At 67.1% G+C, this 12,466-nt stretch carries 12 protein-coding genes and 1 pseudogene; 7 read left to right on the top strand and 6 right to left on the bottom strand.

Going from position 1 to position 12,466, the window contains the following annotated elements:
- The first annotated feature begins 33 nt into the window (after positions 1-33).
- Positions 34-1,491 carry an IPT/TIG domain-containing protein gene (locus HWY08_RS03615; protein WP_176063041.1) on the top strand — a complete coding sequence of 486 codons (1,458 nt, stop codon included), beginning with the start codon at positions 34-36 and terminating at the stop codon, positions 1,489-1,491.
- Between the two features lie 24 nt (positions 1,492-1,515).
- On the opposite strand, the gene HWY08_RS03610 is transcribed toward HWY08_RS03615, so the two are convergent.
- The gene (locus tag HWY08_RS03610; protein WP_176063039.1) at positions 1,516-2,181 is read right to left on the bottom strand and encodes a TetR/AcrR family transcriptional regulator; all 666 of its coding nucleotides are present in this window, start codon (positions 2,179-2,181) and stop codon (positions 1,516-1,518) included.
- Positions 2,182-2,309: 128 nt separating this feature from the next.
- Between HWY08_RS03610 and HWY08_RS03605 the strand changes: the two genes are divergently transcribed.
- The gene (locus HWY08_RS03605; protein WP_176063037.1) at positions 2,310-3,431 is read left to right on the top strand and encodes an NmrA family NAD(P)-binding protein; all 1,122 of its coding nucleotides are present in this window, start codon (positions 2,310-2,312) and stop codon (positions 3,429-3,431) included.
- Positions 3,432-3,487: 56 nt separating this feature from the next.
- Complete coding sequence (locus HWY08_RS03600) at positions 3,488-3,994, top strand: DUF8737 domain-containing protein (protein ID WP_176063035.1); 507 nt, start codon at positions 3,488-3,490, stop codon at positions 3,992-3,994.
- Between the two features lie 43 nt (positions 3,995-4,037).
- Here the strand turns inward: HWY08_RS03600 and HWY08_RS03595 are convergent, their stop codons facing one another.
- Positions 4,038-4,292: a hypothetical protein gene (locus HWY08_RS03595; RefSeq protein WP_176063033.1), complete on the bottom strand. Its 255-nt coding sequence runs from the start codon at positions 4,290-4,292 to the stop codon at positions 4,038-4,040.
- A 330-nt stretch (positions 4,293-4,622) separates the two neighbouring features.
- Here HWY08_RS03595 and HWY08_RS03590 point away from each other — a divergent pair, with 330 nt between their 5' ends.
- Positions 4,623-6,590, top strand: coding sequence for a toll/interleukin-1 receptor domain-containing protein (locus tag HWY08_RS03590; RefSeq protein ID WP_176063031.1), 1,968 nt, complete (start codon positions 4,623-4,625; stop codon positions 6,588-6,590).
- Positions 6,591-6,741: 151 nt separating this feature from the next.
- Here HWY08_RS03590 and HWY08_RS22225 read toward each other — a convergent pair.
- Positions 6,742-6,912: pseudogene (locus HWY08_RS22225) on the bottom strand (transposase); the annotation flags it as partial.
- Between the two features lie 204 nt (positions 6,913-7,116).
- Here HWY08_RS22225 and HWY08_RS03580 point away from each other — a divergent pair.
- From HWY08_RS03580 to HWY08_RS03570, 3 genes are all read left to right on the top strand, one after another.
- Positions 7,117-7,626: a DUF8737 domain-containing protein gene (locus HWY08_RS03580; protein ID WP_176063027.1), complete on the top strand. Its 510-nt coding sequence runs from the start codon at positions 7,117-7,119 to the stop codon at positions 7,624-7,626.
- Positions 7,627-7,831: 205 nt separating this feature from the next.
- Positions 7,832-8,251 (top strand): nuclear transport factor 2 family protein, encoded by a 420-nt coding sequence (locus HWY08_RS03575; protein ID WP_176063025.1) that lies wholly within the window; start codon positions 7,832-7,834, stop codon positions 8,249-8,251.
- A gap of 237 nt (positions 8,252-8,488) precedes the next feature.
- On the top strand, positions 8,489-9,943 hold the full coding sequence (locus tag HWY08_RS03570) for an MFS transporter (RefSeq protein ID WP_176063023.1): 1,455 nt from the start codon (positions 8,489-8,491) through the stop codon (positions 9,941-9,943).
- A 40-nt stretch (positions 9,944-9,983) separates the two neighbouring features.
- Here the strand turns inward: HWY08_RS03570 and HWY08_RS03565 are convergent, their stop codons facing one another.
- The 3 genes from HWY08_RS03565 to HWY08_RS03555 form a co-directional block, all read right to left on the bottom strand.
- Entirely contained in the window at positions 9,984-10,487 is a 504-nt protein-coding gene (locus tag HWY08_RS03565) for a GNAT family N-acetyltransferase (protein ID WP_209005109.1), read from the bottom strand.
- A 6-nt stretch (positions 10,488-10,493) separates the two neighbouring features.
- The gene (locus HWY08_RS03560; protein WP_176063021.1) at positions 10,494-10,931 is read right to left on the bottom strand and encodes a hypothetical protein; all 438 of its coding nucleotides are present in this window, start codon (positions 10,929-10,931) and stop codon (positions 10,494-10,496) included.
- A 797-nt stretch (positions 10,932-11,728) separates the two neighbouring features.
- Positions 11,729-12,463 (bottom strand): hypothetical protein, encoded by a 735-nt coding sequence (locus HWY08_RS03555; protein WP_176063018.1) that lies wholly within the window; start codon positions 12,461-12,463, stop codon positions 11,729-11,731.
- Positions 12,464-12,466 lie beyond the last annotated feature (3 nt).

Below are 12,466 nucleotides of genomic sequence, written 5' to 3'. Positions count from 1 at the left end.
AGGCGCGCCGGCCCCCTCCACCGGAGACGTCCGATGAACCGTCGCACGCGGATCCCGTCGCCGCTCGTCGCTGCGGTCTCGCTCGCCGTCGCCGGCGCCCTCGTCTTCGCCTGCGGCGGCAGCGGAGGCGGCGGGAGCAGCGGCGACTGGTACTACCACTGGAGCTGCAACGGCGACTCCGGGTGCCTGAGCACCAATCCCACCGGGCAAGCCTCGGGCACCTCGGGGCCGATCTCCGGCGGCCAGGTCGGCTGCAACGAGCTGATGACCTTCGGGAACAAGTTCTGGAACATCCCTCCGGCGACCCAGTCCTGTGACAACTCGTCGACCGGGGGCGGCACCGACGGCGGAAGCGACGGCGGCAGCGGAGGCGGCGGCACGCTCTCCGGTCCGCCGACCATCGGCTATGCGACGCCCAGCGGCGCACCCGGCACGAAGGTCGCGGTCGCGGGAACGAACCTCCCGACCACGGCCTCCAGCGGCTCGGTCACCATCTGCGGCGCCAACGCCACGATCGCCGCGAACGGCACCACCGCGAACATCGCGGTGGTCGTCCCCACCGTCGCCGCAGGCAGCTGCGCGCTGGTCGTGACGACCGCGCTCGGCAGCGCGACCTATCCCACCTTCACGGTGGACAACGCGCACCTTCCGTTCCAGCTCGTCGTGGACCCGAGCAACGTCTACTGGACCGAGCAGGAGCAGGGCGGCAGCGTGAAGAAGGTGGGCATCAACGGCGGGGCGGTCACGACGCTCGCGACGGGCCTCAGCCAGGCGATGTTCATCGCTCAGGACGCGAGCTACGTGTACTGGACGGAGTCCGGAGGCGGCACCGTCAAGAAGGTCCCGAAGGCCGGCGGGACGGTGACGACGCTCGCCACGGGGTTGAAGCAGCCCTATGCCATCGCGGTCTACGGGGGGACCGTCTACTTCACGGAAATGTCGGGGTCCTCCGTGAAGAGCGTGCCGGCGAGCGCGACCGGGCCCACCACCCCGACCATCCTCACCAGCGACGTCTCGGCGGCCAACGCCATCGCGGTGAACGGCACCGGGATCTACTATTTCTGCACCGGCAACCAGCTCTGCAGGGTGGGCCTCAGCGGCGGCACCGGGTCGGCGTTCTCGTCGGTGAACGACCAGGGGGTCTCGATGGCCATCGACGCCTCCCAGGTGTACTGGGGGTACCGCGACCTCCATCGCACCACGGTCGCCGGGGGCGCAACCACCAGCTACGGCGTGCCGTACAGCCAGTACGACGCCCTGGCCGTCAACACGAGCAGCCTCTTCTTCTCCGACGGCTACGGGAACGTCTTCTCGGTGCCGCTCGCGGGAGGCACGGTGACCACGCTCGCGCCCACCTCCGGAGCGTTCATGTCGCTCGCCGCGGACAACACGAGCGTCTACTGGACGGACGAGGCCCACGCGAGCGTGAAGAAGGTCGCCGCGACCGGCGGAACCGTGACGGTCCTCGCCACCAGCCCGAACGTGCCGTAGCGGCTGCGACGACCCGGGCGATCTTCAACCGCCCCCTCCCTTCGCCGGGCTCGCCACGGCTGGGTGAAGCTGGAGGAAAGCGGCCGCGGCGTCACGGGCACGTTCCGCGATCTCGCGGGCGTTCGGGCGCTCGGCGACGCCCAGCAGCAGGCTCAGCAGCAGGTCGCGCCACAGCAGCCCGCTGAACTGCTCGGCCAGCTCGGCCGGGCGGCCGTCGAGCAGCCCGGCCTTCCGAGCGCGGGCCATGACCTCTCGCAAGGCGGTGCGGCTCGCCTCGCGGCCGATGGAGTCCAGCGTCCGCGCCACCTCGGGCGCCTGGATGGCCTCGGCTATCGCGAGTCGAAACACCGCGACGACCGCTGGATCGCTGATCTCCCGGACGAGCTGCGTCCCGAAGGACGCCAGCACCTGCGCCAGGGCCTCGCGGTCGCCTGGCGCGGGCACATCGGCCGGCACCTCCAGTCGCCTGGCGCGCTCGGTGATGCAGGCGATCAGCATCTCCTGCTTGTTGCCGACCAGCGCGTACAGCTCTCGCTTCGAAGCGCGCGCGCGCCTGGCGATCTCGAGCGTGCTGGTCGCGGCGTAGCCGCTCTTCATGAACGCCGCGAAGGCGGCGTCGAGGATGCGCCCGCGCACCGCGGCTGGATCGCCCCCGTCCGGGGGCCGTTCCGACTTCGTGGTCCTGGCCATCGCCTCTCCCTTGACGCCGGTACTGTCGGGTACCATACTCCATCGCGATGGTACTCGCCGGTACCATCGATTCGGTACCACCTCGTAACCACCCGGGCCCAGGCAGGCGCCCACTCGAGGAGAGGAACATGAGGAAGCCACGCATCGTCGTGACCGGCGCGACCGGGAAGACCGGCGCCATCGTCGTCGCCGAGCTGCTGAGGGCCGGTTACCCGGTCCGCGCGGTCGTGCACGGGGAGGATGCGCGCAGCGCGCGCCTGCAGGCGCAGGGAGCCGAGATCGCGGTGGCCGACATGAGCGACGTCGAGCGCATCGCCGACGCGCTGCAGGACGTCCAGCGCGCCTACTACTGTCCGCCCTTCGATCCCTACATGATCCAGGGCGCGGCCGCCTTCGCTGTCGCCGCCCGCGACGCGCGACTCGAACACCTCGTCGGCCTGACGCAGTGGCTGGCGAGCCCGTCGCACCCGTCCCTGATGACGCGCCAGCACTGGCTCGTGGACCGGCTGTTCGCGATGGTCCCGGGGATCACGCATACCATCGTCAACCCGGGGATCTTCGCCGACGCGTATCTCGAGATGACCGGAGTGGCCGCGCAGCTCGGCATCTTTCCCTGGATCGGCGGCAGCAGCCGCAACGCGCCGGCGTCCAACGAGGACATCGCGCGGGTCGCCGTGGCGGCGCTGACGGATCCCGCGCGGCACGCCGGGCGACGTTACCGCCCCACGGGACCACGGCTGCTCGGCGCGGAGGACATGGCCCAGGCGATTGGCCGCGCGGTCGGGCGAGCGGTCAGGGTCGCGCCGACGCCGCCGTGGATGTTCCTGAAGGCGGCGCGGATGAACGGCCTGCCGATCGATCTGGTCAGCGGCCTGCGCTACTACATCGGCGATCACGGGGCGGGAGCCTTCGAGCTCGGCGCCCCCACGACGGACGTGCTCGAGGTCACGGGTCGCCCGGCCGAGGACTTCGAGACGATCGCGCGCCGCTATGCCGCGCTGCCGCAGAACCGGCGGACCTTCCGCAACTGGGTGCGCCAGGTGGCGCAGTTCCTGGTCACTCCGCTCGTTCCCGGCTTCGACCTCGACCGCTACGACCGAGAGCTGCGCCGCCCCTTCCCTTCGGAGCCGCAGCTCGCGCGTGACTCCGAGGTCTGGCGGCGCGAGCACGTGGCCGTCGCCGATGGCGTTCCCGCCGGGGCGAGCCGCGAGGAGCTCCACCCCGCCGCTCGCCTGGCGGCCGAGACCTGAGGCGCGCCCGATCCTTCGCCGCAGTCACCCGCCGCACCCAGCGCTAGGAGATGCCCATGGAGTCGCGCCTCTGGTTCTTCGCCAGCATCGCGTTCAGCCTCGTCGCGTGGGGGATCGTCACCGCCCGATACGTCTGGCCGGCCCTTCGTCTCCGGCCGAGAGCCGAGGCGTTGCGGCCTCTGCTGATGCTCCACGCCTTCCGCTTCGTCGGGTTGGCCTTCCTCGTCCCCGGCGTGGTCTCGCCCGGGGTGCCGCCCGCCTTTGCGTATCCCGCTGCGTACGGGGACCTCATCGCGGCGACGCTCGCGTTGCTGTCACTCTGGTCGCTGCCCCGCGCAGCGGGCGTCGTCCTCGCGTGGATCTTCGGCGTCTGGGGCAGCGCCGATCTCGTGAACGCCTTCTACCAGGCCAATCACTCCGGGCTCCTGCCAGGGCAGCTGGGAGCGGCCTACTTCATTCCGACGCTCATCGTGCCGCTGCTGCTGATCACGCACGGCCTCGCTTTCCGGATTCTTCTCCAGCCCCGGCGGGCAACCGTCCGTGTCGGGCAAGCCATCACCTGAATGGCCCGGTGGCTCGCGCCATGCGGAACTCACGCGGTCGCCGTCACGCGCGCTTCAACGCCGCGGCGACCGTCTGCGCGAGCGTCGTCGTCGGGCGCCCGATGAGCCGCCGCAGGTCCCGATCCCACGCTTTGGGTCGCATGCCGCCGGTGTGCCGCATGAACCGTTGAATCGACTTCGTCGAGCAGCCCACCGCGGTGGTAGCAGCGGCGAACATCTCACCGGCTGCATCTCGCCGCTGGATCTCGAACCGGTCTCCTTCCGGCAGGCGGCACCCGCGATCGACGCGCTTCCGCATCCCACCTCCTCAGCGATGTCGTCGCCATTATCGCCGAGGTGCTGCAATGACCAAGTGAGAGCGCCCTTGGACCTCCCCTCGGACGGCGAGGTCAACGCGGCTCTGCGCACGGTGGATCGGCTGAGCACCGCGCTCGGCGTTGACGTGCGCGATCTCTTCTGATCGCCCGTTCCACTCGCTGTATGCTCGTCGCAGCCACGCTTCGCCGGGCGGCCTAGAGCCACGAACTCGACTACACTGCCGCGCAGGGAGTCGTGAACTCCGCGGTCCATACAGTTCGGGCGGACCCGCGGGCGTCGGGGTCGGTTTTACTGCTGGACGGGGTAACGCATGGACGAGAACGAATCCGGGCGCACTTCGGAGGGCGAAGCCGCCGAGCGTCACGATGTAGCCGCTGGGCAGCACGATCAACGCGGCGGCGAGCCGGCAGAAGAAGCGCCAAGGGACCCCAGGGAAGAACCGTTGCCAATGGCCGCTACGGAGTCGGCGACCGTGTTTATATCTTACCGGGCGGGGGTGGACTACGCTATCGCTGCCGCCGTCAAGCGTTTGGTCGAGGCTTCCCTCGAGCCCGCTCCAGAAGTGTTCATATCAGGAGAGAGCCTTCGGCCCTCCGCGATCGGTTACAAGCCACAAATCCAACGCGCGGTTCAGCGCGCCAAAGCGTTTGTAGGCCTCATCACGCCGGCATCAAAAGCTCGCGAATGGATCTTTTTTGAAGCAGGAGCAGCGTGGGGCAGAAATCAACTTTACGCGCCCTTGCTAGTAGAGGCGGGGACGGAAGATCTGAGCAGCACGATCGCCGATTACCAAGCAACAAACGCAAGCGACAAGCCGGCGGTTGAACGACTACTGAAGAGCGTCGCCGAGGCGACCGGCGGCATCCTTAAGCCATGGTTCGCGCAGCGCTACGCGGCGTTCGAGCGCGCGCTCGCGGCGGCGAAGCAGACCGCTGAGCAAGACCCGGATGCCGGAGGCGATGACGTCGATTCTCATGCCGCAGCTTTGCGGAAGATCGTCAGCGACCTTTCCGCTGGCGACAAAGACTCCGCCGACAAGAGGCTGTCGTCGTTTGAATCTTCAGATGCCCCGCCAAGCCTCAAACAGGAAGCGCGAGTGGCGAAGATCGTAATCGGAACGAAGAGAACGACCGCCGACTCGCTGCAGGCGCTAGAACACCTCGATCCGGAGACGCGCGGATCGGCGGTTTGCCAGTACTTCATGGGGCTCTGCGAACGAATTCCGACACACGCGATCAGACACTATAGGACTTGCATCGCCGCCGGCGACTCGCGGTGGTCTCGGGCTTCGTATGAAGCCTTAGCTTCTGCACTATATCGCGTCGGAGATGTTGCCGCCGCTCTTACGGTCATCCACGAGGGACTGTGCGCCTCATCGCGCGAACTCAGATCTAATTGCGCGCTTTTGTACGCACGCACAACCACAACCGTGGATCCGATCGTCACGATGCTATTTTTCGCATACGCCGAAGGCATGAACGGCAGCAGCGCTGCGCTGGAGCGCGCCGTCAACCTTGCGATCGAACGCGAGTGGCTGGCGGTAGCTGTTCACTATGCACGTGAGCACGCGAACACGAAAGACGGATCCACACTACAGCTTGGCCGCGCGTTGCACGTGAATAATCTCCGCTCACAGGCCTACCTAGCATACAAGCGGGCGGCTGATGCGGGTATCAACGTCGCTAAGGTCAATTTGGCTCTGCTGCTTACGCAGGGTCCCAACCACGCTGGCGCGCTTGAGATCTTGGAGACTCATGCAGGTAGGTTCAACGTTGCGCATCCCGACTTACCCTACAAAGTAAGGGCCGATTGCGAGCAAGCGCTCAACCGGGAGACCCAGGAGAGCGACCGACTTGCCGAGACCGGAGGCGAAGTAGCTGGCATGTTGGCCTCGACGGCGGCTGATGGCCTGAGTAGCCTCAGACGCCCCCGGCCTCTCGATGCATTTTTCATGGACGGGCGGCGAAAGATTGCCGTAACTGCTACAGGACCGCACGAATACTCATGCACCACCAACGGGTTCAGCGCTGTAGCTCGGTGCCCGGAGCCTGAGTTTCCATTCTGGATCCTGGAGGAGACCCCAGCCGCCGCTCCAGGCTCGCCGCCAGCGACACTGCTAGGTGGCGCCGCAGCTATTGCAGAGAAGCCCTACGTTCGTACCGTGCTCGCGCAGGATGACAGCGGCGCGCTTCGAGGGTTCAGGTACGATTTTTCGACGGCCGGCGCGAGACCGACCGTTGTTGCGTGGCAGCCTTGCGCTCGCCCTGAGGTAGCCTGAGGGCCGCTGTTGGAGGCGCCGCTCGATGGCGGTTTCGGCACATCGCTCGCGCGATCAGTTCTTCGAACCACCGCGGTGCGCGTGCTCCAGCGAAGACGCGCCCGGCGGTGTGACCTACGATTCCGTAGTATCCCAGCGTGGCACCTTCCGGCCTGAACTCGTCCTCGAGTTCTCGAAGACGACGCGCTTCGCTCGGCTCCATCCCGTAGTACTTCTCGACGACTCCGAGCTGCCGGCAAACGTCGCCGACCTTCACGCCGGCGTCGACCTCACGCAGCGCTCGGATGATCTGTTCCGCGGTATGCGTCCTGCCCTTCGGCATCGCGTCCCCTCCTCCATCACGAGAGGACGGACACCTTCGCTGGGGTAGTTTTCGGGGGGCAGGTCAAGGCCACGCCAGCTCGCAGGTGAGCGCCGGGCGCGGCCGAGGCCAGCGCCGCGCTGGGACGGGCCGAGGCCCTCGCCGACGCAGCGCGCCTGGTCCTTCGACGCAGTCACCCGCCGCAACCAGCTCCAGGAGATGCCCATGGCATCACGCCTCTGGTTCTTCGCCAGCATCGCGTTCAGCCTCCTCGCGTGGGGGATCGTCACCGCCCGATACGTCTGGCCGGCCCTTCGTCTCCGGCCGAGAGCAGAGGCGTTGCGGCCTCTGCTGATGCTCCACGCCTTCCGCTTCGTCGGGTTGGCCTTCCTCGTCCCCGGCGTGGTCTCGCCCGGCGTGCCGCCCGCCTTCGCCGACTCCGCCGCGTACGGGGACCTCATCGCGGCGACGCTCGCGTTGCTGTCACTCTGGTCGCTGCCCCGCGCAGCGGGCGTCGTCCTCGCGTGGATCTTCGGCATCTGGGGCACCGCCGACCTCGTGAACGCCTTCTACCAGGCCAATCACTCCGGGCTCCTGCCAGGGCAGCTGGGAGCGGCCTACTTCATTCCGACGCTCATCGTGCCGCTGCTGCTGATCATGCACGGCCTCGCTTTCCGGATTCTTCTCCAGCCCCAGCGTGTATCCGCCTTCTCGGGCCAGCCATCCCCCGGATAGCCTCGCTGCTCGCGCCAAGCGGCGTGCCGGCTGTCGGTTCATCTCGGGAGGCGAGCTGAGCACCTCGAGTGAGTCGCGCGGTGGGGCAGTGCAGGTCATCGAGCAGGACGTTACCTCCATCGCCGGCAGTCACTCCGGGCCACCACCCGCATCCGGACCACCGGTCGTCCGGATCCGATGCCAGGCCCTCGAGAAGGACGGATTCGTGACCAAGCACCCCAACCTGCAGGTGATCGAGGACTTCTTTGGCGCGTACGCCGCGAAGGACGTCGCGAGAGTCCGCGAGGCGCTCGCACCGGACATCGTGTGGCGCATCCCCGGCCATCATCCACTCGCTGGCGAGAAGCGCGGCGTGGACGAGGTGCTCGCGTTCTTCGACCAGCTCGCGAGAGCGAGCTTCCAGGCGAAGCCCATCGTGGTGGTCGCGGACGGAGACTACGTCATCGACCACCACCGCGGCTGGAGCGAGGTCGCTGGCGGCGTGGACATGACGTGGTGCCTCGTGTTCCGGTTCGAGGGCGGGCGGATCAAGGAAGTCACGAACTTCGCCGCCGATCAGCACAAGGCGGACCTGTTCTTCTGGTCCGTGTATCGCCTGAAGCCGATCCCCGACCGCTTGGCTTAGCCGGATGGCAGAGGGGCACGCCCCCGTGCGGGCGTGCGCAGATCGTTCCGTCCGGTTGCGTGCGCCAAAGGTCCTGCGGGGCTCAGGTCTCAAGCGGGGCCCGCCGACGGGCGGCCCCCTTTTCTTCCGTTGGCACGACCACGCGTCCTCTTCATGACGCCGATCGCTCGTCCGGCGCTTCTTCATCCCGGCGAGATGACGTAGCCACAATCTCCGAGCACGGGAGGATCCATCCGGATGAGCGCGCCCGGCACCAGCAGCGTTTCGTTCCAGGGCAACGACCGGCTCCTGCTCGGCATCATCCTGGGCGTGCTGACCTTCTGGCTGTTCGCTCAGACGACGCTCAACATCGCGCCCGACATGAGCCGCGAGCTCGGCACGGACGCCAGCGTGATGAACATCGCGGTGGCGATCACGGCGTTGTTCTCGGGCATCTTCATCGTGGTGATGGGTGGGCTGGCCGACCGCGTCGGCCGCTTGAAGATCGTGAAGCTCGGCTTCGCCCTGAGCATGGTCGGTTCGCTGCTGGTCGGCCTGGCGCCCTCGGGCAGGCTCGCGGTGCCATCTCTCCTGGCGGGGCGAGCGCTCCAGGGGCTCTCGGGCGCCTGCATCATGCCCGCGAGCCTCGCGCTGGTGAAGGCGTACTGGGACGGCGCCGCGCGCCAGCGCGCGATCAGCCTGTGGTCCATCGGCTCGTGGGGTGGCTCCGGAGTGTGCTCGCTGTTCGGCGGGCTCGTGACGCAGCACCTGGGCTGGCGCTACATCTTCTTCGCCTCGGTGGCGGCCGCCGCTGTTGGCCTGGTCTTGCTGCGCGGGACGCCGGAGAGCCGGGCCGAGACCCGGGGCGAGTACAGGTTCGATTGGTCCGGAGTGCTCGCCTTCATGGTCGCGATGGTGGCCGTGCAGGTGGTGGTCACCCAGGGCAACAGGCTCGGCTGGAGCAGCCCGGCCTCGCTCGCGCTGATGGCCACGGCGGTCGTCTTCGGATGGCTGTTCTTCCGCATCGAAGCCAAGGCTCCGAACGCCTTCATCGACTTCGGCCTGTTCCGCAACTCGACCTACACCGGGGCAACCCTCTCCAACTTCCTTCTCAACGCGGTGGCCGGGACTTTGATCGTGTCCCTGCAGCTCGTGCAGATCGGCGGCAACATGTCGGCCCAGCAGGCCGGCGTCCTGACGCTCGGCTATGCCATCGCCATCATCGCCTTCATCCGCGTGGGCGAGAAGCTGCTACGGCGCTTCGGCGCCCGCCGGCCGATGCTGTGGGGGTGCCTGATCACGGGCGCCTCGATCCTGCTGCTCACCCCGGCCAACGTGATGCTGGCCGACTACGAGGTGATGGCCGTGATCGGCTACACGTTGTTCGGCGTAGGGCTCGCCTTCTACGCGACGCCGTCGACCGACGCGGCGCTGTCCAACTTGCCGGCCGCCCAGTCTGGCTCCGGATCCGGCATCTACAAGATGGCGTCGTCCCTGGGCGCGGCGTTCGGCGTGGCGATCTCCGCGGCGATCTTCACGGCGCTCGGCGCGAACCCGCGGAGCGTGCACTGGCTCGAGGGCGTGATCACGTTCCAGGGCCGTCAGGACAACCTGGCGGTGCGCGGGGCCGCGATCATCGCGCTGGGATTCAACATCCTGATGGTCGTCGTCGCCATCGTCTCCGTCATGCTCACGGTCCCCAAGGGAAGGTGAGCTCCGTCGCCAAGCCGCCAGCCGTCCTGCCCGACGGTGATTATGACTTTACAATCACCTTTCGCATGAATACGCACGGCAGATCGCCCCCGATGCGCAGCGGGTGCGCTCCGCGCGCAACCTCGTCGAAGCCGAGGGCGAGGTAGAAGTCGACGGCTACAAGGGACGAGTCGACGTGGATTTCGCGGGCCCCGCGTGTGCGCGCCAGCTCCTCGGCGGCAAGGTAGAGCGCGGTCCCCACCCCCCGACGCGCTCCGCGTGCTGCGACATAGGTCGCGATTCGGTGAAGACCATGCTCGACACGATACGCGGAAAAGCCGAGTGGACCCGGAGCCGTGTCTGACGTCACCGCGAGGAAGAAGTGCTCGCCGCGTGCCATCGCATCGACGTACCGCTGAGGCGCACAGGGTAGACGCCACTGCGCCACCTGGTCGGGCGCGTACCCTCGCGCACCCAGGACGGTGATCGAGTCGATGTGTACGGCGGTGATGGCAGCCGCATCACAGGGGCCCGCGGGACGGACGATAAAGGGCGCAGGAGCCACGGTCCCTTACGTTGTCTGGCCCGTTGCGAGCGGCGGCGGAGGCGCGAACAGCGTCTTCGCCTCGGGCTTCGACAGAGTCAGGATGGTGAAGACGCCGAGCACCGTCCCGAACGGAAAGAACACGCAAGAGACGGCCGCGACGACGATGCAATACGTCCGCCGCCGGTGGGCTCGCAGAGAGTTACCAGCGATCAGAAGAAGTACGGCAAGGGATAGCCCAGCCAGCAGCATGAAGGCGCCCATTCCGATGAACAACCATCCGAACTCCGGAGGGGGCCCGCGGTGTGCGCCGATCTGTCCGGGCACGATGCCGAACTGACCGCGCAGCATGCTGACACCCATTACGACGTGGAGCGTCGGGATGAGGCTGAAGAGTGCCGTGAGCCCTGCCAGGACGTAGTGGAAGATGGAGAGGAGCCTGATTTGCTCGCGCACGTCGTTCATGGACACCCCTACCTCGATCCTGCTCGGTCCTTCACGTTACGTCTACGGTGAACTCACGGCCGGGGACTCGACTCCGCGTCGGTCTCCCAAGCTGAGGCTCCGCGCTCCTCCGTACATTGGACGCGCCGGCTCGGGCCGAATCCTGAACGCCGCCTCGACAGTCGCATTCGCCCTGGCCCGTTCATGGGCGTCTGCTACGCGACGGAGGCGTATGTTCTTACGTTCTGGGTCGCGCTCGCGAGAGCTGCCGGGACCGGCGTGTCCACCACCGCGCTCTGCCCACGCGACCCGGACAGGCTTACAAAAGCGCGCGGACGTCGAGCGGACGCGCCTCTTCCCGTCGGGCAGCGATGCCGCTCACAGGCATCGAGGGGCTGGCGCGCGCCACTCCGGGCTACCCTCAGCCCTGGACGAGGCTGAAGAAGTTGCGGCGGATTTTGCGGCGAAGTCACCGTCAGAAAAAACGAAGGCCGCGTGCCCCTCGGAAACCCGAGCGACATCGCGGCCTTCTAAGTCGGGGAGACAGGATTTGAACCCGACCGGCGCTGTTCGGGCAACCAAGCGATGGTCCACGCCTTTTCGCTGATTTACCTGTCCGAAACGTCGGTTCCGGGTTCAGTCCTGTACCCCGGGATGCCCCAGCTCTCCCCGTCCCTGCCCCCCACAGTGGGAGACATTCGGGAGACACGCAGCGCCTGACACCCGAGTCGCAGGTTCAATCTCGGGGGCCCTACTGCTCGTTGGTGCTTACGACCGCCGTCCGCTCCGAGCTGCGTAACTTGCTCACCAAGCTCGTGCTAGTGGCGCGGCAGGAGAAGCATGCCGGGCTCAAAGTAGAGGCCAAATTCGTCGCCGTCCTTCCCGAAAAGGACCACCTCTTGAAAGGGATCTTTGAGGATCAGCGACCCCTTCTGCCCGGAAATGATCTTCCTGAGCGTCGCGATCGTCCCTTTTGCTCGCCAGGCCGCAACATCTCCGAGACGGTCAAGCACTTCAGCTTCGAGCCAGGGGTCCGTCGCCTGAACGACTTCCGACAGCCGCTGCTGCGGCTTCTGTCCCGGATCACCGAGCATCCGATGCGGCGCCTCGATCTGCGCAGCGATCACCGCTTCGCTCCACCGAAGCGGCGACATCGATTCCGATGAAGGGAGTGGGAAGCCGTCGTTCCGAAGTCGATCCCACTCAGCTACTGGCACGAGCGGGACTCCGCGCTTCCTGATGAACCATGGCTCTAGGTACTGGACCTTCTCGGTCTCGTCCGCCGTCTCTTCGTACGGTCTCGTCGGTGGTGCAAACACGACGTAGTCCGCCAGCCGCCGAACCGCGACGTAGTTTCCGGTAGCACACCCCACGGTGCCGCAGGCGTCACACACGACGACCTGCACTGGATCCTCACTCCAGTCGACCAGCCGCAGCATGTTCACGAGTTCCTGGTCATCAGCATGGAGGACCAGATCCTCATTCGTTCCCTGCCCACTCGACGCGAACGAGTAGGTGCGCGGTGTGACGACCAGCTTCGAGACGATCCACACGAC

The organism is Anaeromyxobacter diazotrophicus (genome assembly GCF_013340205.1).
GTDB lineage: Bacteria > Myxococcota > Myxococcia > Myxococcales > Anaeromyxobacteraceae > Anaeromyxobacter_A > Anaeromyxobacter_A diazotrophicus.
This window is presented reverse-complemented; position numbering and strand designations above follow the sequence as displayed.